This is a genomic window from Micromonospora sp. IBSANI012 (genome assembly GCF_052814045.1).
The window spans coordinates 5,495,605-5,520,745 of sequence record NZ_CP199933.1; the positions used below are offsets into that span (position 1 = coordinate 5,495,605).

A 25,141-nucleotide genomic window follows, 5' to 3' on the forward strand; every position below is an offset into this window, starting at 1 on the left:
GCGGTGCAGGGCATGGCCCCGGAGCAGGTCGCCTACGTCGGCACCGCGGCGAAGACCCTCGGCCCGGCGTTGCGGCTGGCCTGGCTGGTGCTGCCGGCCCGGCTGGTCGAGCCGGTGGTGGAGGCCAAGCGCCACCTGGACGTGCAGACCGAGGTGGTCGGGCAGCTCGCGCTCGCCGACCTGATCACCAGCCACGGGTACGACCGCCAGGTGCGCACCGTCCGCCGCCGCTACCGGCAGCGGCGTGACCTGCTGCTGGAGCGGCTGGCCGGGTGGGTGGCCGTCGGCGGGGTCGCCGCCGGGCTGCACGCCACCGTCGCGCTGCCGCCGGGCGGACCGAGCGAGGCGGAGGTGCTGGCCGCCGCAGCCGCCCGGGGGCTGGCACTGACCGGGCTGGACGCCCACCGGCACCGCCCCGGGGCAGGCCCACCCGGGCTGGTCGTCGGGTACGCCACCTCGCCCGCGCACCGCTACCCGGCCGCGCTGGACGAGCTGGCCACGGTGCTGCGTACCGTCTCCCCCCGGCCCTGACCCCGGCGCAGCGCCACCAGGGCGACCAGCAGCGCGGCGGTGACCAGAGCGGCCGCGGCGGCGAACGCGACGCGGTAGCCGGCGGCGAGGGCGTCGGACCCGGCCCGGCCGGCGGCGCCCAGCACGTCGGTGCGGTGGGCGGCCAGGGTGGCCAGCGCGGCCAACCCGAGCGCGCCGCCGACCTGCTGGGTGGTGTTGGCCAGCCCGGAGGCGAGGCCGGCGTCGGCCGGGTCCGCGCCCGCCATGGCGAGGGTGGTGACCGCCGGCAGGGTCAGCCCGCCGGCCAGGCCGAAGACGAGGATCGCCGGGAGCACGTCCGTCGCGTAGTCGCCGTCCACCGGCAGCCGGGCCAGCAGCAGGAACCCGGGTACGGCGAGCGCCAGCCCGGTGAGCAGCACCGCCCGGCCGCCGAACCGGGCGATCAGCCGCCCGGCGAGGCCGAGCGAGACCACGGCGATCACCACCGGGGTGGGCAGGAAGGCCAGCCCGGTGGCGGCCGGTGCCAGGCCCAGCACGAGCTGGAGTTCCAGGGCCAGCAGGAACTGGAAGCCGAAGAACGCGGCGATGGTGAGGAACTGGACCAGGTTCGCGGCGACCAGGTCCGGCGTGCGCAGCACCCGGGGCGGCAGCAGCGGGGTGGCGGCGACCGCCTGCCGGAGGGCGAACGCGCCGAGCAGCGCCCCGGCCAGCAGCGCGGCGGCGAGGGTGCGCGGGGACGTCCAGCCGTGCTCGCCGGCGCCGACGATGGTCACCACGGTGGCCATCAGGCCGGCGGTGACCAGCGCCGCGCCGGGCAGGTCGAGGCCGGCCCGCAGCCCGATGCCCCGATCGGCCGGCACCCACCGCGTGGCGCCGCCCACGATGAGCAGGCCGATCGGCAGGTTGATCAGGAAGATCGCCGGCCAACCGGCCAGCTCGGTGAGGAACCCGCCGGCCAGCAGGCCGAGCGAGGCGCCGGCCGCGCCGGTGAAGCTGAACACCGCGATGGCCCGGGCCCGCTCGGCGGGCGCGGGGAAGAGCCCGACGACCATGCCGAGGCCGACCGCGGTGGTGAGCGCCCCACCGGCGCCCTGGAGGAACCGGGCGACGACCAGGGTGGTCGGGTCGCCGGCCAGCGCGCAGGCCACCGAGGCGAGGGTGAACAGGGCGACCCCGGCGAGGAACACCCGCCGGCGGCCGGCCAGGTCGCCGAGCCGCCCGGCGAGCAGCAGCAGCCCGCCGAACGCGACCAGGTAGGCGTTGACCACCCAGGGCAGGTCGGCGGCGGCGAAGCCGAGATCGCGCTGGATGGCGGGCAGGGCCACCGCGACGATGCTCCCGTCCAGGATGATCATCAGGCTGCCGGCGCAGAGCACGAGCAGCGCCGCCCATCGGTTCGTCATCGACGTCCTCCTTGGTGCATGGTTTGTTACCAAGGCCATCGTCTGTGACCATCAAACCGAGCGGAAGGAGGCACTTTGGTGTCCCAGGGGAACAGCTGTGTGTCCATCGGACGCGCCCAGGCCCGCGCCTGCACCGTCCGCGAGGCGCTGGACCGGGTCGGTGGCAAGTGGAGCATCGGCATCCTGGTGGCGGCCGCCAAGGGGCCGGTCCGCTTCACCGAACTGGAACGGCAGGTGGAGGGGATCAGCCGGCGGATGCTGACCCTCACCCTGCGCAACCTGGAACGGGACGGCCTGCTGCACCGGCGGGTGTACCCGACCGTGCCGCCGAAGGTGGAGTACACCGCCACCCCGATGGCCCTGGAGCTCTACGAGTCGCTGGTGGCGCTCACCGACTGGGCCGAACGGCACCGCGGGGCGATCAGCGAGGCGCGGGCCGCGTACGACCGGGAGCACGCGGCGCAGTGACTCCGGCGGCGACCGGTGCGTCCCACTCGACGTGGTGGTCGTACAGCCAGGCGAGGGAGGCGCCGCCGGTCGTCGCCATCCGCCGGGCGTACAGGGGCAGGGCGACGTCCCGCACCAGCCGGGCGACCGGACCGGCGGCCTTGGTGCCGCTGTTCCGCCGCCCCTGCGCCACCACCCGCTCGACCCGCTCCCGGCGCAGCCGCTCGTACGTGGCGAACGCGGCCGGCACGTCGGGCAGATCGCGCAGGCACCGGGCCAGCGTCACCGCGTCCTCGAACGCCATCGCCGCGCCCTGCCCGGAGGAGGGGGCGGCGGTGTGCGCCGCGTCGCCGATGACGATCATCCGGTCGCGGTGCCAGACGGGCAGCGACGGCAGGTCGTAGGTGGGCCAGCCGTACCGGATCCGGTCGGTGGCCTCGACGATGCGCAGGGCCGGGCCGGCGTCGTCCGCGAAGAGGGTGCGCAGCCGGGCGCGTGACTCCTCCGGGCCGATGGCGGCGAGCTGGTCCGGGGTCAGTTCCGCCGGCTGGGGCGGGTTGGCGAACCACCAGATCTCGTCGTCGCCCACCGGGATCCAGCAGAAGAAGCACCGCCGACCGAAGACCATGTTCATCACGCCCGGCTCGCCGGGCAGCCCCAGGCCGCGGGTGAAGCCACTGGCGTTGAGCAGCGGGACGTAGCGGGGCGCGGGCGCCGCCGGGTCGATGATCTCCCGGGTCCGCGAGCGCAGCCCGTCCGCGCCGATCAGGAGGTCACCCTCGGCGCTCCGACCGTCGGCGAAGCCTGCCCGTACGCCCGCCCCGGTCGACTCGGCCGCGACCAGCCGGGCGCCGTGCACGATCGGTACGCCCTGCCGGGCGGCCTCGTCACGCAGCGCCCGGTAGAGGTCGGACCGCCGCACCGTGGTGCTGCCCCGCCCCCGGGTACGGGTGCCGCTGGTGCCGAACTCGCCCAGCCGGCGGCCCTGGTGGTTGAACATCGCCATCCGGGGAGTCGGGTGGCCGAGCCCGGCGACCAGCTCGTCCAGGCCGATCGCGCGCAGCGCGTCCATTCCGTTGACCGAGAGGGTCAGGAAGGAGCCCACGCCGACCGCGTCCCGCTCGTACGCCTCGTGGACCACCGAGTCGATGCCGGCGCGGCGCAGGGCGAGGGCGGCGACCGGGCCGGCGATGCCGCCACCGATGATCAATGCTTTAGTCATGTAATGACTATACATAGAATGACTATGGTGGGGAAGACCGTCACCTAAGGTGAGGCCATGGCCGCCCGCGCACACCGCCACTCACCGCTGGCGATGATGGTGCTCGCCCTCCTGGTCGAGCAGCCGATGCACGCGTACCGGATGCAGCAGCTCATCCAGGAGCGCGAGAAGCAGGACGTGGTCAACGTCGCGCAGCGCAACAGCATCTACCAGGCCATCGAGCGGCTGCGGCGCGACGAGCTGGTGCGGGTCAGCCACACCGCCCGGGACGAGCGGCGGCCGGAACGCACGGTCTACGAGCTGACCGACGCCGGCCGGCGGACGCTGGACGGCTGGCTGGTCGAGGCGCTCGCCACCCCGGCGCGCGAGTTCCCCGAGTTTCCCGCCGCACTCTCCTTCCTGCCGCTGCTGCCGCCGGCCGAGGCGGCCCGGCAGCTCGAACGACGCGCCGAGACCCTCGCCGCGCGGCTGCGCGAGCGCGAGGCCGTCCTCGCCCGGGTCGACCTGCCGCGGCTCTTCCTGGTCGAGGACGAGTACCGGCTGGCACTGCTGCGTACCGAGCTGGAGTGGGTCCGCGGCCTCGCCGCCGACCTGCGCGCCGGGACGCTGACCTGGTCCGGCGAGTGGCTGGCCGGCTGGACCGGCGCGGCGGACGGCGCCGGGGAATGACCGGTGTGGCGAACGCCACCCGACGCGTCTGACCGATCGGTCAGGCTCTGACCGATCGGTCAGGCATGCTGGAACGCATGGCACGGACGACCCCGCAGACCCACGGCGAGATCCTGGCCGCGGCGGCACGGCGGTTCGCGGTGACCGGCTACAAGGGCACCTCGTTGCAGGACATCGCCCGCGAGGTGGGCTGTTCCAAGGCGGCCGTGCTCTACCACTTCGCCAGCAAGGAAGCCCTGCTCGCCGAGCTGATGGCCCGGCCGATCGAGGTGCTGCGCCAGCTCGACGAGCGGATCGCCGCCCTCGACGGCGCCGCCGCCCAGCGCGCCGCCGCCGAGGGCTTCGTGGACCTCGCGGTCCGCTTCCGGCGGGAGATCGCGCTGCTGCGCGGCGAGTTCCCCGAACTGCTGGCGCAACCGGCCTTCGCCCACGTCCAGCGCATCTCCGAACGGCTGCTCGACGCGCTCGCGGGGCACTGCGAGGGCCTGGGCGGCCGGATCGCGGCGATGGTCGTGCTGGCCGGGGTGCCCCATGCGTGCGCCGAGTTCGTCGACGTGCCCGACGACGAGTTGCGCCCCGCCCTGCTGGCGATCGCCACCCGGGCGCTGGCACCGCTCGACCCACCCAACCCCGAATGAGGACAAGGATCTGATGGCGACCCTGCTGTACCGGCTCGGCCGGGCCTCATTGCGCCACCGGCGACTCGTCGTCGCCGTCTGGCTCGTCGTACTCGTCGGCCTCGGCCTCGCCGCGGCGACCCTGCGCGGCCCGACGGCGAGCAACTTCACCATGCCCGGGACCGAGTCGCAGCAGGCGCTGGACCTGCTGGCCGAGCGGTTCCCGGCGGCCAGCGGCGCCACCGGGACCATCGCGGTCAAGGCGCCGGCGGACGGCCAGCTCGCCACGCCCGAGGGGCAGGCGGTGGTCAAGGGCGTCGTGCAGGAGGCCGCGACCCTGCCCGGCGTGGTCGGCGCCGTCGACCCGTTCCAGGTCCAGGCCGTCTCCCCCAACGGCCGGTTCGCCCTGGTGCAGGTGCAGTTCGCGACGGGCGCCGACGAGGTCACCGACGACCAGCGCGAGGCGTACGAGAAGGTCGGCGCGCAGGCCGAGGCGCAGGGCTGGCAGGTCGCGCCCGGCGGCGAGGTGCTCAACTCCGAGCCCGAGGTCGGCTCCACCGAGGCGCTGGGCGTGCTGGTCGCCGCGATCGTCCTGATCATCACGTTCGGCTCGCTGGTCGCCGCCGGCATGACCATGCTCAACGCCCTGATCGGCGTCGCCGTCGGCATGGCCGGCCTGTTCGCGCTCAGCGGCGCGGTCGAGCTGACCAGCACCGCGCCCATCCTGGCCCTGATGCTCGGCCTGGCCGTCGGCATCGACTACTCGCTCTTCATCACCTCCCGGCACCGGCAGAACCTGCTCGACGGGCTGGAGCCCGACGAGGCGGTGGGCCGGGCCGTGGGCACCGCCGGCTCCGCCGTCGTCTTCGCCGGCGCCACCGTGGTCATCGCGCTGGCCGGCCTGGCCGTGGTCAACATCCCCTTCCTCACCGTGATGGGTCTGGCCGCCGCCGGCACCGTCACCGTGGCGGTGCTCGTCGCGATCACCCTCCAGCCGGCCCTGCTCGGCTTCGCCGGCCGCAAGGTGCTCCCCCGCAAGCTGCGCCGGGCCGACGCCGCGCCGGCCACCGGCGACACCCCGTCCGCCGAGGACCGCTCCAACTTCGGCTTCCGCTGGGCGCACTGGGTCACCAAGCTGCGGATCCCGGTCATCCTGGTCGGTTTGCTCGGCCTCGGGCTGCTCGCGCTGCCGGCGCAGGACATGCGGCTGGCCCTGCCGGACGCGGCCACCGCGCCCGAGGGAAGCGCGGCCCGGGCCAGCAACGACGTCATCCGCGAGGGCTTCGGGCCCGGCTTCACCGGCCGGCTCGCCGTGGTGGTCACCTCGGACTCCCCGCAGGACACCGCGGCCGCCGTACCGCAGGTCACCGCGCTGATCCAGCGCACCGAGGGCGTGCTGGCCGTGGCCCCGCCGCAGGTCGACCCCTCCGGCCGGACGGCGCTGCTCGGCGTCATCCCCAAGACCGGACCGACCGACGCGGCCACCGAGACGCTGGTCCACGACATCCGCGACGGCGTCGGCTCGATCGGCAACGCCGAGGTGCTGCTCACCGGCGTCACCGCGATCGGCATCGACGTCTCCGAGAAGCTCTCCGACGCGCTGCCGGTCTACCTGCTGCTCGTCGTCGGGCTGTCGATCCTGCTGCTGATGCTGGTGTTCCGCTCGATCCTGGTACCGGTCAAGGCGGCGCTGGGCTTCCTGCTCACCGTGGCCGCCACCTTCGGCATCACCGTCGCGGTGTTCCAGCAGGGGCACCTGGCCGACCTGGTCGGGCTGGACACCCCGGGCCCGCTGATCAGCTTCCTGCCGATCCTGCTGATCGGCATCCTGTTCGGACTCGCCATGGACTACGAGGTCTTCCTGGTCTCCCGGATGCGGGAGGACTTCGTGCACGGCGACACCCCGCGCCAGGCCACCATCAACGGGATGGGCCACGGCGCCCGGGTGGTCACCGCCGCCGCGCTGATCATGATCTCGGTCTTCGGCGGCTTCGTCTTCCTCGACGACCCGGTGATCAAGTCGATGGGCTTCGCGCTCGCGATCGGCGTCGCCATCGACGCCTTCGTGGTGCGGATGACCATCGTGCCGGCGGTGATGTCGCTGCTCGACCGGACGGCCTGGTGGCTGCCCCGCTGGCTGAACCGGGCACTGCCCAACGTGGACATCGAGGGTGAGGGGCTGCGCGCCCACCTCGACCGGGAGCCGGTCGACGCCTGACGGACGGGCCTGCCCGGCCGGCCTACACGCCGGCCGGGTAGGTCTCCATCTCACCCATCGCGCTCAGCGCGGGCAGCGGATGCAGCGCGGTGGTCTCGTCGCACCAGATGAACCCGTCGTACCGCTCGGCCAGCCGGGTCGGCACGTAGTTGCCCCAGGACTCGAAGGTCGGGTCGTAGACCACCCCGATCGCCCGGTGGTCGACGGTGCCGGTGATCCACTCCGGCTCGTCCGCACCGCCGAAGACCAGCACCGCCCGCTCCGGCATCAGCTCGTGCAGCCGCCGCTCCACCGAACCCTCCCGGGCCGGCGGCACCACCATCGCCTCGGCCGGCGAACCCCAGCGCGGCGCGGCGACGACCGTCCCCCGGTAGCTGCCGAAGCCGACCAGCACGACCCCGTCCCGGCCCAGCCGTTCCCGGCCCAACTGGCCGATGTTCACCATCCCGTCGGCGGCCATGTCGGTGGCCCGGGCGTCCCCCACGTGCGTGTTGTGCGCCCAGACGATCCCCCGCGCCTGGGGGCCGTAGTGCTCCAGCAGGCGGTCCAGGGTGTCCGTCATGTGGATGTCCCGCACGTTCCACGACTCCGGGCCGCCGCGCACCATCGCCCGGTAGTAACGCTCCGCGCCGGCCACCACCTCCGCGTTCTGCCAGGCCGCGAAGGCATCCGGGCCGTCCGCCGCGGCGTGTGCCCGGGTACGCGCCAGCAGGCGTACCACCTCCTCCTCGCAGCGCGCGGAGACGAACCGGCTGGCCGCGCCGTACTCCTCGACCTGCTTGCCGTACGGCTCGAAGCAGCGGTAGGCCTCCTGCGCCGCCTCCAGCGACTGCGGGTCCTCCTCGCCGAGGTAGTCGAAGATGGCCTGCATGGACTCCCACAGGCTGTACACGTCCAAGCCGTGGAAGCCGGCCCGCTCCCCCGCCGGGCGTTCCATGTTCCAGGCCCGCAACCAGCGGCAGAACCGGTTCACCTCGGCGTTCGCCCACATCCAGGTGGGCCAGCGTTCGAAGCATTCCAGCGCGAGCCGCGGGTCGGCGGCGCCGCCGGGCGCGCCGGTCACCGACCGGTTCACCCGGTCGCAGTCCGGCCAGTCGCCCTCCACCGCTACGAAGGAGAAGCCGTGCTCGGCGATGAGCCGGCGGGTTAACTGCTCGCGCAGCCGGTAGTAGTCGTAGCTGCCGTGCGTCGCCTCGCCGATCATCACCACCCGGGCGTCCCCGACACGCGCGAGCAACGGATCGAAGTCGCTCGGCGCGCCGAGCCGCTGAACCAGCATGTCCGCGGCTACCCGGCGGGTCGGCGACCAAACTCAGACGGTGGCCGCGGGCGTCGATGGCCGTCCCGGTCTCACCTCTCCAACCGGCCATTCCGCCGCTCGCGGTGTGCCGGCGCGCAGGACGGGTAGCCGGGCGGCATGACCGTCACCGGCGCGCAGTTGCAGGACTACCTGGCCGGGCTCGACTACCCGGTCTCCCGCGAGGACCTGGTCCGCTGGGGTCAGGAGAACGGGGCCAGCACCGAGCTGTTGCAGATGTTGCGGGCGTTGCCCGCCGAACAGTTCAACGACCCCGCCGAGCTGCACGAGGCGCTGACCACGCTCGCCTGAGCAGGCCTGGCTCAGGGCAGGCGAGCCCGGGGTGCCGGTCGCGCGGGTCGCGGGCGTGCAGCAGACGGAACAGGACCAGCCACTGCTCCGGCCAGACCAGCCCGACCGGCGTGGCCGGGTCGAGCCGGGCGGCCCGTAGCGCACCGTCCACCCGGCCGCGCGGGTGCGCCGTGCGCAGCGAGGCGGCGAGCGAGCCGCCGGCGCCGCCGAACCCGAGCTCGACCATCCTCCGGTACGCCGGCAGTGCCGCCCGGGGCAGCAGCGGCTCGGGGCGGCGCTCGACCCGCAGGATCCCGCCGTCGACGCCGGGCACCGGCCGGAACGCGGTACGCGGCACCCGCCCGGCCAGCCGCCAGTGGTGTTCCGGCCAGGTGAGCACGGTCAGCCTGCTCCACCGGCCGTGGTCGCCGGTGCGCTTGCGGGCGTACTCCAGCTGGGTGAGCAGCGTCGCGGCCCGCAACCCGGGCGCGGCCAGGCACCAGCGGACCACCGCGGCCGTCAGCGACCAGGGGATGTTGCCGACCACGGAGAACGGCTCGTCCGGCGGCGGCGCGGCGAGGAAGTCCTCCTGCCGGTGGCTGACCTGGGGCAGCTGGGCGGCGAGGGCGGCCAGGTCGCCGGCGGCGGCCGGGTCCACCTCGTACGCGACCAGCCGCGCGCAGCGGGCGGCGAGCGGACGGGTCAGCTGACCCCGTCCCGCGCCGACCTCCAGCAGCAGGTCGTCGGGGCCGGGCCGGGCGGCCCGGACCAGCCGCGCGACGGCGGCCGGATCGGTCAGGAAGTTCTGGGACAGTACGCGACGGGACCGGTCGCGTGCGGTGGTGCGGGATCGGCGGGGCGCCACGGGGATCGTCCTGTCTGTCGCCGGTCGGCGACGGGGTACGGACAGGCAGCGCACATGGCGGGCCTGTCCGAGCGGATCGGGACTCGGACGACCCTGGAAATTCGGCGGGGGACGCGGACGTGCGCCCGCCGACCGCGAGGTGTCAGCGGTCAGCGGTGCGGCGGCGCCGGGTGCGACGCGACGCACCGGCCCCCGGTCGGTGGACCGGTCGGCGACGGTGCGGAGGTCAGGTCAGGCGCGGCGGTGGGCGTCCCGGCCGGCCAGGGCCGGGCGCCGGACTCGCGGGCGGGCAACCAGGAGGAGGCCCCGCACGGCCGGCGCGGCGGCCACGTCGATCAGGGCGTGCGTGAACATGTCGGCCAGGCTAGCGGCGGGCCGGTCGCCCCGCGACGGGTTTCCGGAACCGTCCGGGTCGTCGCCACCCGCCGGCCACCTGGCTGTTCGACTCGCCGAGTCGCCACCGAGATCGCCGGCTGCGGCCGGCGGGCTGTCGCGGCTCGCCCGGCTACGGCTCCGGGTTACGGAGGGTAGCGTCCGCCCCCCACTCCCCACATCGAGCGATATACCTCTGAGGCATAAATATGCCTCAGAGGTATATCGCTCAACACTCATATGCCCTGGGACGGGCGACATGCCCGGCCGGCACCCGCCGGCCGGGGTCACGGACCGGCCGGACCCCGGGAGGGGCTCAGATCTCGACGGTGCGGCCCTCGGCGCGGGCGACCTCGGCGGCGGACAGGATCGCCACCACCTCCCGACCGAAGCGCACGTCGCAGCGGTGGTCCCGGGTGCCGGCGTCGATCTCCTCGAGCAGCTGGTCGATCGCCGTGCCGAAGGCGGTGATGGCGTCGCCGTCGCCCGGCGGCACCGTCTCGGTGCCGTTCTCGCCGAAGAAGACGAAGTCGCGGGTCGTCGCCTCACGAGGCGCGTCCAGGGTGAGCGAGATCGCGCTGGTGGCGCCGCCGACGTGGGTGAGCAGCAGGTGGACCAGGCCGCTCGGGCCGTTCATCGCGGCCACCCGGGTGACCCGGCCGAGCACCGGCAGGATGATCGACAGCGCGTGCGGACCGATGTCCCAGAGGGCACCGTGCTCGATCCGCCACTGCGACTCGCCGTACGGGCTGCCGGGCTGGTAGATCGAGGCGAACATCGTCGCCCGCGCGTGCTGCCAGCCGCCGGCCGCGGCGGTCGAGGCGAGGAAGCCGGTGACGTTCGGGTGGAAGCGCTGGGTGAAGAAGACGACCGAGGCCACCCCGGACTGCTGGGCGGCGGCCACCACCCGGTCGGCGTCGGCGAGGGTGAGCGCCAGCGGCTTGTCCAGCAGCAGGTGCCGGCCCGCGATGGCGGCGCGTACGGCGAGGTCGGCCTGGATGTCGGGCGGGAGCGCCACGGCGATCGCGTCGCACTCGTTCAGCAGCGCGTCGACGTCGCCGAACGCCGGTACGCCGTGCCGGTCGGCCAGCGCGGCGGCCCGCTCCGGGTTGCGTCCCCAGACCCCGACCAGTTCGGCGCGCGGGTGCGCGTCGATCGCGGCGGCGTGCGTCTCCGCCGCCCAGTGACCGGTGCCAAACAAGCCGAACCGCAGCACGAGTACCCCCGGTGTCGTCGTCCGCCACGGCGGTGCCGTGGCGTGATCCAACCTAGTCGCCCCCGGCCGGGCACGTCCGGCCGACCTGGCCGAGTGACCGGGGCGAGGGCGATTACTACGACGATTAGTAGGCTGTGCCGGTGACCGAGACTGGGACGGTGTGCCCGCGATGACCAGCGCAGCCTCAGCCGGCTCGCCGGTGGACGGGATCCTCGCGACGGCAACGATCGTGCTGTCGCTCGTACTCGCGCTCTGGAGCCTGGTGGCGGCGCTGCGCCACCGCGCGCCGGACCGGCTCCAGTTCGTCGGCCTGGCGGTGCTGGAGGTGGCGCTGCTCGCGCTGGCGGTGGCGGCGCTGGTCGCGCTCGGCGGCGGCGAGCGGCCGGGCGAGCCCGGCGCCTTCTTCGGCTACCTGGTGACGCTGGTCTGCCTGCCGCCGCTGGCCTGGGTGCTGGCCAGGATGGAGCCGACCCGCTGGGGCTCGGCGATCGTCTGCGCGATCTGCCTGGTCACCCCGGTGGTCGTGGTCCGGCTCCAGCAGACCTGGGAGGTCCTCGGTGGTTGAGACCGGCACCTCCACGCAGGCCACGAACAAGGGTCCGGGTCGGCTGCTGATCGCGGTCTACCTGCTCTTCGCGATCGCCGCGACCTCGCGGGCCGGGCTCCAGATCGCCACGAAGTTCGACGAGGCGCCGGTGGCGTACCTGCTCTCCGCGCTGGCCGCGGTGATCTACATCGTCGCCGCCGTCGGGCTGGCCCGGGCCGGTCACGCCGGCCGCCGGGTCGCGCTCGCCTGCTGCTCGGTGGAGCTGGTCGGGGTCGTCGGGGTGGGCGTGCTGAGCCTGGTCGACAAGGAACTCTTCCCGGACGAGACGGTCTGGTCCGGATTCGGCAGCGGCTACGGCTACATCCCGCTCGTCCTGCCCGTCCTCGGCCTCCTCTGGCTCTACCGCACCCGCCACACCCCCACCTGACCCAGCGCGACCCCGCCGGCGGCCGCACTTTCGGAGAAGAAGTGGCCTCGGAAGCCGGAATGGCCACTCCTTCTCGGAAAGAGTGGCCAGTTCGCGGTGCGGGGGGCGGGGTCAGTCCTTGGGGCCGCCGGCTACGTAGATGACCTGGCCGGAGACGAAGGACGCACCCTCGCTGGTGAGGAACGCGATGGTGTGGGCGATGTCCTCCGGGCGGCCGCAGCGGCGGACCGGGATCTCGGCGGCGGCGTGCTGCTGCAGCGCCTCGAAGTCGACCTTCATCCGGGCGGCGGTCGCGGCGGTCATGTCGGTGACGATGAAGCCCGGCGCGACCGCGTTGACCGTCACGCCGAACGGGCCCAGCTCGATGGCGAGCGTCTTGGTGAAGCCCTGGAGGCCGGCCTTGGCCGCCGAGTAGTTCGCCTGGCCCCGGTTGCCCAGCGCCGAGGTGCTGGAGAGGTTGACGATCCGGCCCCACTTCCGGTCGACCATGTGCTTCTGGGCGGCCTGGCTGAACAGGAACGCGCCGCGCAGGTGCACGCCCATCACGGTGTCCCAGTCGGCGTCGGTCATCTTGAACAGCAGGTTGTCGCGGAGCACGCCGGCGTTGTTGACCAGCACGGTCGGCCCGCCCAGCTCGGCGGCGATCCGCTCGACGGCCGCCTCGACCTGGGCCCGGTCGGACACGTCGGCGCCGACCCCGAGCGCCCGGCCGCCGTCGGCGGCGATCGCGTCCACGGTCTCCTTCGTCGCCGACTCGTCGATGTCGACCACGGCGACGGCCATGCCGTCGGCGGCCAGCCGTCGGGCGGTGGCCGCGCCGATGCCGCGCGCGGCTCCGGTCACGATGGCGACGCGGGGCTCCTCCGACATGATTACCTCCCGGTAACTTGTGGGTCGATCGAAGGAGCTTAACCCAGGGGTACGCCCACCCGGAGCGGCCCGCAACGGCGGTCCGCGCCGCCGGACGCGGGCCGGCTCTCCGAGCACATCGGACACCGCCGGGCTCGGCCGGAGGTCGGGCGGGAGGGTCAGACCGCCTCGCCCCGGCAGAGCCGGATCCAGCGGTATCCGTAGCCGGCCAGCTTGAGGTTGTCCAGCTTGCCCACCTCGCCGTACCCCCGATCGGCGAGGACGTCCGTCGGCAGGTCCGCCTCGGGGGCGAGGACGCTCAGGTCGACCTCGACGTCCTCGGTGCCCAGGTTGTGCAGGAAGACCATCGTCCCGGTCGGGCCGTCGGCGCGGTGCGCCAGCACCCCGGCCGGCATCGGCACGTCGATGTGCGTCGTCGCGCCCGAGCCGATCTCGGGGGCCTCGCGCAGCGTACGGATCATCCGCTCGAACCAGCCCAGCAGCGACTTCGGGTCACGGCGCTGGGCCGTCACGTTGACCTTCTCGTAGCTGAACTCACCCTTGTCGATCACCGGTCGGACCAGCTTGTCCGGGTCGGCGGTGGAGAACCCCGCGTTCGGCTTGTACGACCACTGCATCGGGGTGCGGATGGCCTCCCGGCCGGGCAGCGACAGGTCCTCGCCCATGCCGATCTCCTCGCCGTAGCGCAGCACCGGCGTGCCGCGCAGCGAGAACTGCAACGCGTACGCCAGCTCGACGCGGCGGCGGTCGTTGCCGAGCATCGGGGCCAGCCGGCGCCGGATGCCCCGGTCGTAGATCCGCATGTCCTCCTCCGGGCCGAACTCGGCGTACACCTGGTTGCGCTGCTCGGCGGTGAGCCGGGAGAGGTCGATCTCGTCGTGGTTACGCAGGAAGGTGGCCCACTGGCCGCCGGCGGGCAGCGCCGGGGTGTCCCGCAGCGCCTCGATCACCGGCTCCGGGTCCTGCCGGGCCAGGGCCAGCATGAGCCGGCCGTTGAGCATGAAGTCGAAGAGCATGTGGATCCGGTTGCCGGAGCCACCGGCGTCGCCGAAGAACGTGGGCAGCTGGTCCGGCTCGACGTTCGCCTCGGCCAGCAGGACCGCGTCGGCGCGCCGCCACTGCACGTGCTGGCGCATCTCGGTGAGGAACTCGAAGTCCTTGGGCGAGTTGGGGTTGCCCGGCTCGGTCAGCTCGATGATGAACGGCACCGCGTCCATCCGGAAACCGGAGACGCCGAGCTGGAGCCAGAACGACATCACCTTCTTGATCTCCGCGCGGACCTCCGGGTTGGCGAAGTTGAGGTCCGGCTGGAACTTGTAGAACCGGTGGTAGTACCACGCCTTCGCGGTGCGGTCGTAGCTCCAGGTCTCGTTCTGCTCGCCGGGGAAGACCATGCCCTGGTGCCGGTCGTCCGGCTCAGTGTCGGACCAGACGTACCAGTCCCGGTACGGCGAGTCGGGCGAGGAGCGGGCGGACTGGTACCAGGGGTGCTCGTCGGAGGTGTGGTTGACCACCAGGTCGATGATCACCCGGATGCCCCGGTTCTGCGCCTGGTGCAGCAGCTCCGCGAAGTCGCCGAGGGTGCCGAAGCGGGGGTCCACGTTGTAGAAGTCGGTGGCGTCGTAGCCGTCGTCGCGGTTCGGCGAGGGATGGATCGGGTGCAGCCACAGGCAGGTCACCCCGAGCCGGGCCAGATAGTCCAGCCGGCCGATCAGCCCTCGAATGTCACCGACCCCGTCGCCGTCGGAGTCCGCGTACGTGTCGATGTCGAGGCAGTAGACGACGGCCTCGGAGTACCACCTGTCACCCATGCCGAACTTATGTCTCCGATCGGCCGTCCCGGCAAACGCGAGACCGCGGCCGCCGGCGGTCCGATCGGCGCTGTCCCGACGGGTACGGTGCCGGGATGGGCGAGGACGAGAGGCTGCGGGACGTCGACTGGACCGACGGCCGCTGGCTGCGCGAGCCGGTACGGGTCGAGCGGACCGACGCGGGTGACCTGCTGGTGGAGCCGGGCGCGGAGAGCGACTTCTGGCGGCACACCAGCTACGGGTTCGTGCACGACGACGGGCCTGCCCTGCTCGCCCCGCTGCCCGGCGGCAGCGCCGTCGAGGTGAGCTTCCGGCTGGACTACGGCGAGCAGTTCGACCAGGCCGGGGTGCTGGTCCGGGTGGACGAGCGGAACTGGGTCAAGGCCGGAGTGGAGGTCAGCGACGGCGAGCCGCAGCTCGGCGCGGTGGTCACCCGGGAGGTCTCCGACTGGTCGGTGGCGCCGGTGCCGGACTGGGCCGGGCGGGAGGTCACCGTCCGGGTCAGCCGGGACGGTGACGCGCTCACCGTCCGGGCCCGGGTGGACGACGAGCCGTGGCGGCTGGTCCGGCTCGCCCCGCTCGCCCCGGAGGCGGCGGCGTCGGCCGGTCCGTTCTGCTGCTCGCCGACCCGGTCCGGGCTGACCGTCCGGTTCACCGGCTGGCGCCAGGGCCCGGCCGACCGCGAACTGCACCCCTCGACCTGACCCGCCCGTCAACGACACGACCCGCGAGTTGCGGAGTGTCGCGGTGTCGCGGGCGCTTGATACCGCGACACGCCGCAAGGGGCAGGTCGGCGGGCGGCCAGGCCTGAGCGGGTGGTCAGTGGGGCGGGTCACCGGCAGGTGTGGGGGTCGGATGCGCGGGTACCACTGTTCGATCCCGGCTGCTCTCGGAAGGACGCCCATGGCTCTCGCCCAGAACGTCGACCCGAACCAGTTCACCGGGCTGACCGGTTGGGTGGCGAGCGTCATCGACTCGCTGGGCGCGGTCGGGGTCGCGCTGCTGGTGGCCCTGGAGAGCATCATCCCGCCGATCCCCAGCGAAGTCGTGCTGGCGATGGCCGGCTACCTGGCCAGTGCGGGCCGTTTCCACCTGGTGGTGATCGTGCTCGCCGCGACGGCGGGCTCGTTGCTGGGCGCGCTGGTGCTCTACTGGCTCGGCTCGGCGCTCGGCGAGGAACGGCTCAAGCGCTGGCTGGACCACATCCCGCTGGTGGACTCCGACGACCTGGAGAAGGCCGACCGCTGGTTCGAGCGGTACGGCCGGTGGGCGGTGCTGATCGGCCGGGTGGTGCCGGTGGTCCGCAGCCTGGTGTCGGTCCCGGCCGGGGCGAACCGGATGCCGCTGGGTGAGTTCGTCCTGTTGACCACGCTGGGCAGCGGGGTGTGGAACACCCTGATCGTGGGGCTGGGCTACGCGCTCGGGTCGCGCTGGGAGGACGTCGACCGGTACAGCAGTTGGTTCAACTACGCGATCTTCGCCGTCTTCGCCGTGATGATCGCGAGCTGGGTGGTGAAGAAGGTCCGCAAGCGCCGGGCGCGGCGCGACCGGCAGTCGGTGACCGCCGGTCGCTGACCGCGACGCCGTCGCTCAGTACTTCGCGGTGATCGAGGTGAACTCCCAGGTGTTCTGGGCGATGCCGGAGCAGTTGGAGACCACTCCCCCGCCCGGGCAGGGGCGGTCCCGGTTGACCGACCAGAAGGTGAAGCGGGACAGGCCGCGGGCCTTGGCCCAGTCCCGGATCTGCGTCCAGGTGGCCGGGGAGGTCAACTCCTGCTGGTCGGAGAGGCCGTTCATGCCGGAGATGCCCATGTGCGCGTACGCGGTGGCGTCCGACCAGCCGAAGGCCGTCTTCAGCGCGTTCTTCAGGCCCTCCGCCGCGTTGACCGTGTTCTGGTACATGTTCGCGCCACCGCCGAAGTCGAACGGCATGATGGTGAAGGTGTCGATGTTCGCGCCGAGCGCGGCGGCCCGGTTGATCAGCCGGGTGCCCCAGTAGTTCGGCCCGGTGGTCGAGGTGCCGAACGTGACGATCGTCTTGATCCCCGGGTTGTTCTGCTTGACGATCTTCAGCGCGCCGAGGATCCGGTCCTGCACCACCTCGTTCTCGAACTCGTCGCTGTTCTCGATGTCGATGTCGATCGCCTTCAGCCCGTACGCGTTGATCACCTGCTGGTACGCGCCGGCCAGGGCGGCGGAGGAGGAGCAGTTCGGGCCGAGCTTGTTGCCGCTCCACCCGCCGAAGGACGGGATCACGTCACCGCCGGCGGCCTTGATCGCGGCGATGGTGTTGGCGTGCGCGCCGCCGGTGAGCGGGCCGCTGCCGTCCCAGGCCGGGGTGCAGCCTCCGCCGGAGAGGACGAACGCGATGGTGAACCACTTGATCCCGGTCGCCCCCATCACGGTCGACGGCGCGGGCGGGTCACCCCAGCCCGGGTAGAGGTAGGGCGCGGCGGCCATCGGGGCGGTGCCGCCGGTGCAGCCGGTGGTGGTGGCGGAGACCGGCGCGGACTTCGCCGACTCGCCGGCGGAGTTGTACGCGGCCACCGTGTAGCTGTGCGCGGAGCAGGCGGCCAGCCCGCTGACCGTGGTCGAGGTGCCGGTGAGGGTGGCCCGGACGGTCGAGCCCTCGTACACCCGGTAGCCGGTGACCGTGCCGCCGACGGCGTTCCACGCCAGCGCGATCGAGGACGCGGTGGTGCCGGTGACCCGCAGGCCGCCGGGGGTGGCCGGGGCGGACGGGTTGCCGCCGCCTCCGCCGGTGCAGGAGCCGCCGTTGACCGTGCAGTTGGTCGGGTCGCCGTTACCGCTGACCACGAAACCGAACGTGGTGCTGGCACCGGGGGCGAGGGTGCCGTTCCAGGACTGGTTCAGCGCGGTGACGTGCTGGCCGGAGGTGGTCAGCCGGGCGTCCCAGAACGTGCCGAGCGAGCTGCCGGCGGGCAGGTCGAACTGCACGTTCCAGGAGCTGATGCTGGCCGAGCTGTCGTTGGTGACGGTGAACTTCGCCTCGTACCCGCTGCCCCAGCTGGAGGTGCGGACGAAGGCGGCGGTGGCGGCGGACGCGGCCGGTGGGGCCACGACGGTGGCCGCGACCAGGGCGGCGGCGAGCGCGACGGCGAACGTCGCCACGCGTGGGGAGCGGAGTTTCACGGTGGCCTCCAGGGACCTGTGGTGGGGGGACCGCCCGGGGGGTGGGCGGGGTCGCCGGCCCGCAGGGGGGCGGGTCGGTGGCGCGGGAGGACCGGCCCGGCGCTGCGTTGGGCCGGCGGTGCGGACGGACCGGCCGGGGATGGGCCGGGGGTGCGGAGGACCCGGGGGTGGGCCGGCGGTGCGGACAGCCCGGCCGGGGGTGGGCCCGGTGGTGCGGCGTGGCCGGCCCGCGGGACGGCGGACCGGCCACGCCCGTCAGGGCAGGGTGGCCAGGTGCGGTTTGACGGTGCGGGCGAAGCCGTTGCCGTTGCTGACGTCCCAGTTCACCGACCAGGTCATCGCGCCCCGGATGCCCGGGTAGGTGCGCGGCGGCCGGAAGCTGCCGCAGTTGGTGCCGCGTGCCAGGCAGTCCAGGGCCGCGTTGACCACGCTCGGCGCGACGATGCCACCGCCGGCGGCGCCCGGACCGGCGGGCAGACCCAGGCCGACCTGGTCGGGGCGCAGCCCCGCCTCCAACTGGATGCAGGCCAGGGCGACGATGAAGTTCACCGTGCCCTGCGAGTACGCGGCGTTCTGGTCGCAGCCGAGCATCGCCCCGGAGTTGTAGAACTGGGTGTTGACCACGGTGAGGATGTCCCGGATGTCCAGCGCCAGCTTGAAGTAGCCGCTGGTGGGCGACTGCATGTCGATGGTCTGCGGTGCCATCGTGATGATCAGGCCGGCGCCGACCTTCGCCCGCAGGGCGCGCAGCGCCTGGGCCATGTACGTCGGGTTGAGCCCGTTCTCCAGGTCGATGTCGACCCCGTCGAAGCCGTACCGCTTGATCAGCGCGTGGACGGTGTCGGCGAAGGCGGTGGCCGAGGTGGCGTCGTTGACCGCGACCCGGCCGGCCTCGCCGCCGACGGAGAGGATCACCTTCTGGCCGCGCGAGCGCAGGGTCTGCACGTCGGCGGTGAACTGCGCGTCGGTGTAGCCGCCGAGTGCGGCGGACAGGCCGGGGTCGACCGCGAACGCCACCGCGCCGGGCGTGGCGGTGGCCTCGCCGAAGGCGACGGCGACGATGTCGTACTCGGCGGGCACGTCGCGCAGTCGCAGCTCGACCGCGGGGTTGTCGAAGTTGTGCCAGTAGCCGGTGAGCAGGTGCTTCGGCAGCCCGCCGGTGGGCGGCGGCGGGGTGGTGGTGGGCGGCGGGGTGGTCGGCGCCGGGGTGGTGGGCGACGGGGTCGGGATGGTCGGCGTCGGGCTCGGCGGGGTGCTGCCGCCACCGCAGGGCGCCCCGTTCAGCAGGCAGTTGGTCGGCGAGCCGGTCCCGGCCCCGAGGAAGCCGAACGACACCGAGGCGCCCGGGGCGACGGTGCCGTTCCAGGACCGGTTGGTGAAGGTGTACCGCTGGCCGGAGCTGGTGAGCAGCGCGTCCCAGTAGCTGCCGACGGTCGTCCCGGCGGGCAGGTCGAAGGAGACGGTCCAGCCCGAGATGGTGCTGCCGCCGCCGTTGGTGATCGTGTACTTCCCCTCCCAACCGCTGCCCCAGTCGGAGGTCTTGACGAAGCTGGCGGTCGCCCCGGCCGCGTACGCGGGCAGCGCGACCCAGGCCGCGCCGAGGGTCGCGACCAGCGCGGCGACCAGGGAGAGGAGCAGGGTTCTGGAACGCGTCATGCGACCCTCCGGACTGCGATCGATCCATGGATGTCGACGTGCGCGCTTATTATTAAGACTGTTAACTGATTCTGTCCAGAGTGGTCGACCCATCGATCGGGGCCCGCGTCCGTCGACGCGGGCCCCGGGCGCGCTCAGCGCCGGAAGGTGAACCAGTTGACGTTGACGAAGTCGGCGCTCTGGCCACTGCTGAAGGTCAGGTAGACGGTGTGCCGCCCGGTCGCCGCGGCGACGTTGCCGGGCACCGAGCGCCAGCTCTGCCAGCCGCCGGTGTTGGCGATGGCGAAGCTGCCGATCGGCGCGCTGGTCGGGCTGTCCAGGCGCACCTCGACCAACCCGCTCACCCCGCCGGCCGCCCCGGAGGCCACCCGGGCCACGAAGTCGCGGGGCGGGGTCGCGCCGAAGTCGACGTTGTCGTAGCGGACCCAGTCACCGCTGCGCACGGCGCCGATGTTCTGCCCGCCCTCGGTGCACGCCTCGACGATCACCCCGTTCTGCGCGGTGAACGCCTCGGCCTGGATCGTCCCGTACGCGTCCACGCCGCCGGACGGTGGCGGGGTGGTCGGCGGCGGCGTGGACGTGCCCCGCCGGTAGACCGCCACGTAGTCGACCAGCATCGACCGGCCGGAGACGGTCGAGGCGGTCGGCGTGGCGTAGCCGGCCACCCCGTTCGGGAACGAGCCACCCATCGCGACGTTGAGCAGCAGGAAGTAAGCGGCGTGGCCGGTCATCTGGGTCCAGTACGGCTCGCCGACCTGGTTCTGGCCGACGGTGTGGAACAGCTGCCCGTCGACGTACCAGCGCAGTTGCTGCGGGGCGACCGAGGCGTCCCACTCGAAACGGTAGGTGTGGAAGGCGGACTGGCAGGTGCTGCCGGGGCAGGGCCGGGAGTTGCCGAGGCCGTTGAACTCGTTGCACGGGCCGCCCGGGGCGTACCCGCAGTGCAGCACGCCCCAGACCTGGTTCAGGCCGTTGACGTTCTCCATCACGTCGAACTCGCCGACGCCGGGCCAGTTCTGGTAGTTGCCCCGGTACGGCGAGCCGAGCGCCCAGAACGCCGGCCAGTAGCCGGCGGCCTGCGCGCCGGTGACGTTGGGCATCTGGATCCGCCCCTCGATGGCGAGCACTCCGCCGGCGGGCGGCTTGAAGTCGGTGCGGACGGTCTCGATCCGGGCCGAGGTCCACCGGCCGGCGCCGTCGCGGACCGGGGTGATCCGCAGGTTGCCGGCGCCGTCGTGGGCGAGGTTGGTGGTGCTGGCGGTGTACGTCTGGATCTCGCCGGTGCCCCAGTTGGCCGGGCCACCCGGGTAGCTGGTGCCGGTGTCGACGATCCAGTTGGCCGAGGACGGCAGGGTGCCGGCGGAGCCGGTGAAGTCGTCGCTCCACATCAGGCTCCAGCCGGACGGGGGCGGCGGGACGGCGGCGTGCGCGGTCACGGTCACGCCGGTCAGTGCGGTGGTGGCGACGGCCAGCGCGACGGCCAGCGGGAGCCGTCGGCGCGACCGGGGTGGGCGGGGGGCGGCGGAGGCCGCCGGGGCAGGGTTCATCGGGGTGCCTCTCTGCGGGGGGACGGGTCGAGAGAGCGCTCTCTGACAGCGATTTGTACGCCGTCGGCCGGACAGATGTCAACGCTTGTCGATGGGTTCCCGCTGCGGCCGGCGCAGCGTCAGCTGCTCCAGCGCCGTCCACGCCGTGGTGGTCACCAGGTAGATCACCGCCGCCAGCGGCACCACCAGCGCCACCAGCACGGTCACGTACGGCAGCAGCGGGATCAGCCGGCCCAGCGTGGCCGCGCCCGGTCCCTCGATCGGCGTACCGGCCACCGTGCCGGTCGACGCCGCGGCGCGCTTCGCCCGCCGGGAGGAGAACCAGGCCAGGCCGGTCAGCGCCGCCAGCAGCAGGCCGAAGACCAGCACCACCGGGCCGGAGAGCCCGTCGCCCAGGTGCCAGCCCAGCGGTACCCCGCCCAGCCGCTCGTCGAGCAGCCCGCCGCCGCCCTCACCGGTGGCGAAGAGCCGGTACATGACCAGGAAGAAGGGCGCCTGGAGCAGCGCCGGCAGGCAGCCGGCGACCGGGTTGGCGCCGGCCCGCCGGTAGAGCCCGAACAGCTCGGACTGCAACCGCGCGGGGTCGTCAGCGTACCGCTGCTGGAGCTGGCGGACCTCGGGGGCGAGCGCCGCGCGGCGCCGCTCCCCACGGACCTGCGCCAGGGTGAGTGGCGAGATCAGCAGCCGGACGGCGATGGTGAACAGGACGATGGCGGCGGCGGTGGCCGTCCCGCCGGTCAGCGGCGCGAGCGCGTCGGAGAGCCAGGTGACGACGGCGCCGGCGGCAGCCACCGCGTCGTGCACGGGTGAGAAGGCGAGCATCAGGTGACCCCTCGGTCCGATTCCGGATGTCCCCCGGCCGGGGCCGGTGGGACGGATGACGACGGAATCGGCCGGGCGGCGACGCGCGGGATCAGCCCGCGACCGGACGCCACCCGGCCGAGGGACGCCACCCCGGAGCCCGGGGACGGGGTCGGCCGGCCGCGTCCGGATCGACCTGGCGCGGCACCCGCCGGCGCCGGGCCCGCTCCCGCAGGCCCACCGCCCGCCGGCCACCCCGGGCCGGGCCGCCCACCCGGCGCGGACGCGCCGCCAGCAGCGTCGCGAGCAGCAGCGCGGCCACCACCGCCGCGCCGGCGAGGAGCTCCGCCGGGCGCTGCCCGAGCAGCGTCAGCTCGGTGAGCGCGTACGCCCACAGACCCGTCACCGCCACCAGCAGACCCGGCACGCGATCAGCCTAGGGTCCGCCGTCCACCCCACCGGCGGGATCGGCGACACGCCGCCCCGACGCGCCGGCCCGGCGTTTTCCGTCGCCGCCACCCTGGGTAACCAGAGCCCCGACCGACGCGGACGGACCGTGACCGGTGCGAACGGACGGTGGTGGCGATGACCAGCCAGGTGGCGGCGGCGAGCCAGGCGGCCCCGAACGGCACCGACCTGCTCACGGTGGGCGTCGAGGAGGAGTTCCTGCTCGTCGACCCGCACACCGGCGCCGCGGTGCCCGCCGTCGACCTGGTGATGGAGCAGGTGCCGGCGGAGCTGCGCGGCCAGGTGGAGCGGGAGTTCCAGACCAGCCAGATCGAGATCGGCAGCCCGCCCGGGCTGGAACTCAGCTCGATCCGCCACTCCCTCGGCGTGCTGCGGGCCGCGCTCGCCGACGCCGCCGAGCGGGCCGGCGTACGGCTGCTCGCCATCGGCACCGGCCCGGTCGACGGCCCGGTCCCGCCGGTGGTCGACAAGCCCCGCTTCGACCAGATGATCGAGCGGTTCCGGCTGCTGGTGCCGGGCCCCGGCAACAACGGCATGCACGTGCACGTCGGCGTCCCCGACCCGGAGACCGGCGTCCAGGTGCTCAACCACGTCCGCCCCTGGCTGCCCGTGCTGCACGCGGTGACCACCAACTCCCCGTTCGCCCGGGGCGAGGACACCGGCTACGCGAGCTGGCGCTCGGTCGAGTGGGAGCACTGGCCGTCGGTCGCCCCCACCCCGTTCCTGGCGTCGCACGAGCACTACCAGCGGCTGATCCAGCAGCTCATCGCCAGCGGCGTGATGCTCGACGAGGGGATGCTCTACTGGTACGCCCGGCTGTCGGCGAAGTACCCGACGGTGGAGATCCGCATCGGTGACGTCTGCCCGTCGGTGGACGACGCGGTGCTGGTCGCGGCCATGGTCCGGGCGATGGTGGCGACCGCGATGACGGACATCGCCGAGGGTCGCCCCGCGGTCAACACCGACCACCACCTGCTGGTCGCCGCGCACTGGCGGGCCGCGCACGACGGGCTGGAGGGCGAGGGCGTCGACCTCACCACCGGCGAGCTGCGCCCGGCCTGGGAGCTGCTGGACGCCCTGGTCGAGCGGGTGCGCCCCGCGCTGGAGAGCCACGGCGACCTGGCCGAGGTGACCGACCTGCTGGGCGGGCTGCGCCGGCACGGCAGCGGCGCCGCCCGGCAGCGGGCCGTCTTCGAGCGGACCGGCCGGCTGGCGGACGTGGTGGCGGACGTGGCGCGACAGACCCGCGGCTGATCCCCTGCGTGGGAGACTGGTCACCGTGGCACAACGGCTGATCGTCATCGGCGGGGACGCCGCCGGCATGGCGGCGGCCTCCCAGGCCCGCCGCCGTCGCCGCCGCCGCGACGACCTGGAGATCCTCGCCTTCGAGCGGGGGCACTTCACGTCGTACTCGGCGTGCGGCATCCCGTACTGGATCAGCGGCATCGTCGAGGACCGCGACGACCTGATCGTCCGCTCCCCGGCGACGTTCCGCGAGGAGCACCAGATCGACGTGCGGGTCCGCACCGAGGTCACCGGCATCGACCTGGACCGCCGCGAGGTCGTCGCCCGCGACCTGGACCGCGGCGGCGAGGTCCGCGAGCGGTTCGACACCCTGGTGTACGCCACCGGCGCGGTGCCGACGAAGCCCGACTGGGCCCGCGACGACGTGGGCGGCGTCTTCGGGGTGCAGACCCTCGACGACGGCGCGGCGGTGCGCGACTGGCTGGACGCCGAGCCGAAGCCACGCCGGGCGGTGGTGGTCGGCGGCGGCTACATCGGGGTGGAGATGGCCGAGGCGTTGGTCCAGCGGGGGCTCTCGGTCACCCTGGTGGAGCAGGGCGAGCAGCCGATGTCCACCGTCGACCCGGACATGGCCGCCCTGGTCGCCACGGCGATGCGCGGCCTCGGCATCGAGATCCGCACCGGGGTCCGGGTGACCGGGATCGAGGAGCGCGACGGCCGGGTCGCCGCAGTGGTCACCGACGCCGGGTCGATGCCGACCGACCTCGTGGTCCTCGGCCTCGGGGTACGCCCCAACACCGCGCTCGCCGCGGCCGCCGGCCTGCCGGTCGGCACCACCGGCGGGGTGCGCGTCGACCGGCGGATGCGGGTGCCGGGGATGCCCGACGTCTGGGCGGCCGGCGACTGCGTGGAGACGCTGCACCGGGTCAGCGGGATGGCCGTGCACGTCCCGCTCGGCACGCACGCCAACAAGCAGGGCCGGGTCGTCGGAATCAACATCGGCGGCGGGTACGCCACCTTCCCCGGCGTCATCGGCACCGCCGTGACCAAGGTCTGCGACCTGGAGGTGGGGCGTACCGGGCTGCGGGAGCGGGAAGCGGCGTCGGCCGGCTTCGAGTTCGTCACGGTGCGGGCCGAGTCGACCAGCCGGGCCGGCTACTACCCGGGGACCCGCCCGATGACCGTCAAGCTGATCGCCGAGCGTCCCACCGGGCGGCTGCTCGGCGCCCAGATCGTCGGCCGCTCCGAGGCGGCCAAGCGGATCGACGCGCTGGCCGTGGCGCTCTGGAACGGTATGACCGTGGACGACATGACCGCGTTGGATCTCGGCTACGCCCCGCCGTACGCCCCGGTGTGGGACCCGGTGCTGATCGCCGCCCGCAAGGCCGTCGACGCGCTCGCCGGCTGACCGCCCCGCCCCACAGGGCCTACCAGGGGGAACCGTCCGCCAAGTCGACCCAGTGTCGGGTCGGTACGCCGTACGCTGCCG

The 25,141-nt window shown here is 73.6% G+C and carries 24 protein-coding genes and 1 pseudogene; 12 read left to right on the plus strand and 13 right to left on the minus strand.

Features of this window, described 5'->3' with window-relative positions; translation table 11 throughout:
• Positions 1-12: 12 nt before the first annotated feature.
• The gene (locus ACTWM8_RS25350; RefSeq protein WP_446211190.1) at positions 13-531 is read left to right on the plus strand and encodes an aminotransferase class I/II-fold pyridoxal phosphate-dependent enzyme; all 519 of its coding nucleotides are present in this window, start codon (positions 13-15) and stop codon (positions 529-531) included.
• Here ACTWM8_RS25350 and ACTWM8_RS25355 read toward each other — a convergent pair.
• Entirely contained in the window at positions 471-1,913 is a 1,443-nt protein-coding gene (locus tag ACTWM8_RS25355; protein WP_446211191.1) for an MFS transporter, read from the minus strand. The genes ACTWM8_RS25350 and ACTWM8_RS25355 overlap by 61 nt on opposite strands.
• Before the next feature lie 99 nt (positions 1,914-2,012).
• On the opposite strand from ACTWM8_RS25355, the gene ACTWM8_RS25360 reads away from it, so the two are divergent.
• A complete protein-coding gene (locus ACTWM8_RS25360) occupies positions 2,013-2,381 on the plus strand; it encodes a winged helix-turn-helix transcriptional regulator (protein WP_179801629.1) in 369 nt (122 codons plus the stop codon).
• On the opposite strand, the gene ACTWM8_RS25365 is transcribed toward ACTWM8_RS25360, so the two are convergent.
• A complete protein-coding gene (locus ACTWM8_RS25365) occupies positions 2,335-3,582 on the minus strand; it encodes an FAD-dependent oxidoreductase (RefSeq protein ID WP_446211192.1) in 1,248 nt (415 codons plus the stop codon). The two genes, ACTWM8_RS25360 and ACTWM8_RS25365, sit on opposite strands and share 47 nt — an antisense overlap.
• A 57-nt stretch (positions 3,583-3,639) precedes the next feature.
• Between ACTWM8_RS25365 and ACTWM8_RS25370 the strand changes: the two genes are divergently transcribed.
• The 3 genes from ACTWM8_RS25370 (at position 3,640) to ACTWM8_RS25380 (ending at position 7,086) form a co-directional block, all read left to right on the plus strand.
• A complete protein-coding gene (locus tag ACTWM8_RS25370; RefSeq protein WP_446211193.1) occupies positions 3,640-4,251 on the plus strand; it encodes a PadR family transcriptional regulator in 612 nt (203 codons plus the stop codon).
• Between the two features lie 77 nt (positions 4,252-4,328).
• Positions 4,329-4,889 (plus strand): TetR/AcrR family transcriptional regulator, encoded by a 561-nt coding sequence (locus ACTWM8_RS25375; RefSeq protein ID WP_446211194.1) that lies wholly within the window; start codon positions 4,329-4,331, stop codon positions 4,887-4,889.
• Positions 4,890-4,902: 13 nt separating this feature from the next.
• Entirely contained in the window at positions 4,903-7,086 is a 2,184-nt protein-coding gene (locus ACTWM8_RS25380) for an MMPL family transporter (RefSeq protein WP_446211195.1), read from the plus strand.
• 22 nt (positions 7,087-7,108) lie between these two features.
• On the opposite strand, the gene ACTWM8_RS25385 is transcribed toward ACTWM8_RS25380, so the two are convergent.
• Complete coding sequence (locus ACTWM8_RS25385; RefSeq protein ID WP_446211196.1) at positions 7,109-8,365, minus strand: erythromycin esterase family protein; 1,257 nt, start codon at positions 8,363-8,365, stop codon at positions 7,109-7,111.
• A 138-nt stretch (positions 8,366-8,503) separates the two neighbouring features.
• On the opposite strand from ACTWM8_RS25385, the gene ACTWM8_RS25390 reads away from it, so the two are divergent.
• Entirely contained in the window at positions 8,504-8,695 is a 192-nt protein-coding gene (locus ACTWM8_RS25390) for a DUF2795 domain-containing protein (RefSeq protein ID WP_446211197.1), read from the plus strand.
• A 52-nt stretch (positions 8,696-8,747) separates the two neighbouring features.
• Here ACTWM8_RS25390 and erm read toward each other — a convergent pair.
• The 3 genes and pseudogenes from erm to ACTWM8_RS25405 all read right to left on the minus strand — a co-directional run.
• Positions 8,748-9,539 (minus strand): annotated as a pseudogene (gene erm / locus ACTWM8_RS25395) (ErmE/ErmH/ErmO/ErmR family 23S rRNA (adenine(2058)-N(6))-methyltransferase); the annotation flags it as partial.
• 231 nt (positions 9,540-9,770) lie between these two features.
• Entirely contained in the window at positions 9,771-9,893 is a 123-nt protein-coding gene (locus tag ACTWM8_RS25400; RefSeq protein WP_255540576.1) for a hypothetical protein, read from the minus strand.
• A gap of 334 nt (positions 9,894-10,227) precedes the next feature.
• Positions 10,228-11,127 carry a Gfo/Idh/MocA family protein gene (locus tag ACTWM8_RS25405; protein WP_446211198.1) on the minus strand — a complete coding sequence of 300 codons (900 nt, stop codon included), beginning with the start codon at positions 11,125-11,127 and terminating at the stop codon, positions 10,228-10,230.
• A gap of 169 nt (positions 11,128-11,296) precedes the next feature.
• Here ACTWM8_RS25405 and ACTWM8_RS25410 point away from each other — a divergent pair, with 169 nt between their 5' ends.
• Together ACTWM8_RS25410 and ACTWM8_RS25415 are read left to right on the plus strand one after the other, a co-directional pair.
• Positions 11,297-11,692, plus strand: a complete 396-nt coding sequence (locus ACTWM8_RS25410; protein WP_238448462.1) for a hypothetical protein — start codon at positions 11,297-11,299, stop codon at positions 11,690-11,692.
• Positions 11,685-12,101, plus strand: coding sequence for a hypothetical protein (locus ACTWM8_RS25415; RefSeq protein WP_446211199.1), 417 nt, complete (start codon positions 11,685-11,687; stop codon positions 12,099-12,101). The genes ACTWM8_RS25410 and ACTWM8_RS25415 overlap by 8 nt, the downstream gene beginning before the upstream one ends.
• A 111-nt stretch (positions 12,102-12,212) precedes the next feature.
• On the opposite strand, the gene fabG is transcribed toward ACTWM8_RS25415, so the two are convergent.
• Complete coding sequence (gene fabG / locus ACTWM8_RS25420) at positions 12,213-12,971, minus strand: 3-oxoacyl-ACP reductase FabG (protein WP_446211200.1); 759 nt, start codon at positions 12,969-12,971, stop codon at positions 12,213-12,215.
• A 158-nt stretch (positions 12,972-13,129) separates the two neighbouring features.
• Positions 13,130-14,782 carry an alpha-amylase family protein gene (locus ACTWM8_RS25425; RefSeq protein WP_446211201.1) on the minus strand — a complete coding sequence of 551 codons (1,653 nt, stop codon included), beginning with the start codon at positions 14,780-14,782 and terminating at the stop codon, positions 13,130-13,132.
• Positions 14,783-14,877: 95 nt separating this feature from the next.
• Here ACTWM8_RS25425 and ACTWM8_RS25430 point away from each other — a divergent pair, with 95 nt between their 5' ends.
• Together ACTWM8_RS25430 and ACTWM8_RS25435 are read left to right on the plus strand one after the other, a co-directional pair.
• Positions 14,878-15,486: a DUF1349 domain-containing protein gene (locus ACTWM8_RS25430; RefSeq protein WP_446211202.1), complete on the plus strand. Its 609-nt coding sequence runs from the start codon at positions 14,878-14,880 to the stop codon at positions 15,484-15,486.
• 199 nt (positions 15,487-15,685) lie between these two features.
• Complete coding sequence (locus tag ACTWM8_RS25435; RefSeq protein ID WP_446211203.1) at positions 15,686-16,357, plus strand: DedA family protein; 672 nt, start codon at positions 15,686-15,688, stop codon at positions 16,355-16,357.
• 15 nt (positions 16,358-16,372) lie between these two features.
• Here the strand turns inward: ACTWM8_RS25435 and ACTWM8_RS25440 are convergent, their stop codons facing one another.
• From ACTWM8_RS25440 to ACTWM8_RS25460, 5 genes are all read right to left on the minus strand, one after another.
• Positions 16,373-17,914 (minus strand): cellulose binding domain-containing protein, encoded by a 1,542-nt coding sequence (locus ACTWM8_RS25440; RefSeq protein ID WP_446211204.1) that lies wholly within the window; start codon positions 17,912-17,914, stop codon positions 16,373-16,375.
• 276 nt (positions 17,915-18,190) lie between these two features.
• Positions 18,191-19,591 carry a chitinase gene (locus ACTWM8_RS25445; RefSeq protein WP_446211205.1) on the minus strand — a complete coding sequence of 467 codons (1,401 nt, stop codon included), beginning with the start codon at positions 19,589-19,591 and terminating at the stop codon, positions 18,191-18,193.
• A 134-nt stretch (positions 19,592-19,725) separates the two neighbouring features.
• Positions 19,726-21,138 carry a carbohydrate-binding protein gene (locus ACTWM8_RS25450; protein WP_446211206.1) on the minus strand — a complete coding sequence of 471 codons (1,413 nt, stop codon included), beginning with the start codon at positions 21,136-21,138 and terminating at the stop codon, positions 19,726-19,728.
• 78 nt (positions 21,139-21,216) lie between these two features.
• Entirely contained in the window at positions 21,217-21,960 is a 744-nt protein-coding gene (locus ACTWM8_RS25455) for a YidC/Oxa1 family membrane protein insertase (protein ID WP_446211207.1), read from the minus strand.
• 91 nt (positions 21,961-22,051) lie between these two features.
• On the minus strand, positions 22,052-22,366 hold the full coding sequence (locus ACTWM8_RS25460) for a DUF6412 domain-containing protein (protein ID WP_231925303.1): 315 nt from the start codon (positions 22,364-22,366) through the stop codon (positions 22,052-22,054).
• A gap of 158 nt (positions 22,367-22,524) precedes the next feature.
• Between ACTWM8_RS25460 and ACTWM8_RS25465 the strand changes: the two genes are divergently transcribed.
• Both ACTWM8_RS25465 and ACTWM8_RS25470 read left to right on the plus strand, forming a co-directional pair.
• The gene (locus ACTWM8_RS25465) at positions 22,525-23,661 is read left to right on the plus strand and encodes a carboxylate-amine ligase (RefSeq protein WP_446211208.1); all 1,137 of its coding nucleotides are present in this window, start codon (positions 22,525-22,527) and stop codon (positions 23,659-23,661) included.
• A gap of 25 nt (positions 23,662-23,686) precedes the next feature.
• Positions 23,687-25,060 (plus strand): FAD-dependent oxidoreductase, encoded by a 1,374-nt coding sequence (locus tag ACTWM8_RS25470; RefSeq protein WP_446211209.1) that lies wholly within the window; start codon positions 23,687-23,689, stop codon positions 25,058-25,060.
• Positions 25,061-25,141: the final 81 nt, after the last annotated feature.

Coding starts and splice junctions, on each gene's coding strand:
- ACTWM8_RS25410 (WP_238448462.1), top strand. CDS start 11,297: ATGACCAGCGCAGCCTCAGCCGGCTCGCCGGTGGACGGGATCCTCGCG.
- fabG (WP_446211200.1), bottom strand. CDS start 12,971: ATGTCGGAGGAGCCCCGCGTCGCCATCGTGACCGGAGCCGCGCGCGGC.
- ACTWM8_RS25400 (WP_255540576.1), bottom strand. CDS start 9,893: ATGTTCACGCACGCCCTGATCGACGTGGCCGCCGCGCCGGCCGTGCGG.
- ACTWM8_RS25430 (WP_446211202.1), top strand. CDS start 14,878: ATGGGCGAGGACGAGAGGCTGCGGGACGTCGACTGGACCGACGGCCGC.
- ACTWM8_RS25450 (WP_446211206.1), bottom strand. CDS start 21,138: ATGAACCCTGCCCCGGCGGCCTCCGCCGCCCCCCGCCCACCCCGGTCG.
- ACTWM8_RS25380 (WP_446211195.1), top strand. CDS start 4,903: ATGGCGACCCTGCTGTACCGGCTCGGCCGGGCCTCATTGCGCCACCGG.
- ACTWM8_RS25390 (WP_446211197.1), top strand. CDS start 8,504: ATGACCGTCACCGGCGCGCAGTTGCAGGACTACCTGGCCGGGCTCGAC.
- ACTWM8_RS25465 (WP_446211208.1), top strand. CDS start 22,525: ATGACCAGCCAGGTGGCGGCGGCGAGCCAGGCGGCCCCGAACGGCACC.
- ACTWM8_RS25455 (WP_446211207.1), bottom strand. CDS start 21,960: ATGCTCGCCTTCTCACCCGTGCACGACGCGGTGGCTGCCGCCGGCGCC.
- ACTWM8_RS25365 (WP_446211192.1), bottom strand. CDS start 3,582: ATGACTAAAGCATTGATCATCGGTGGCGGCATCGCCGGCCCGGTCGCC.
- ACTWM8_RS25425 (WP_446211201.1), bottom strand. CDS start 14,782: ATGGGTGACAGGTGGTACTCCGAGGCCGTCGTCTACTGCCTCGACATC.
- ACTWM8_RS25445 (WP_446211205.1), bottom strand. CDS start 19,591: ATGACGCGTTCCAGAACCCTGCTCCTCTCCCTGGTCGCCGCGCTGGTC.
- ACTWM8_RS25350 (WP_446211190.1), top strand. CDS start 13: ATGGCCCCGGAGCAGGTCGCCTACGTCGGCACCGCGGCGAAGACCCTC.
- ACTWM8_RS25370 (WP_446211193.1), top strand. CDS start 3,640: ATGGCCGCCCGCGCACACCGCCACTCACCGCTGGCGATGATGGTGCTC.
- ACTWM8_RS25355 (WP_446211191.1), bottom strand. CDS start 1,913: ATGACGAACCGATGGGCGGCGCTGCTCGTGCTCTGCGCCGGCAGCCTG.
- ACTWM8_RS25375 (WP_446211194.1), top strand. CDS start 4,329: ATGGCACGGACGACCCCGCAGACCCACGGCGAGATCCTGGCCGCGGCG.
- ACTWM8_RS25385 (WP_446211196.1), bottom strand. CDS start 8,365: ATGCTGGTTCAGCGGCTCGGCGCGCCGAGCGACTTCGATCCGTTGCTC.
- ACTWM8_RS25435 (WP_446211203.1), top strand. CDS start 15,686: ATGGCTCTCGCCCAGAACGTCGACCCGAACCAGTTCACCGGGCTGACC.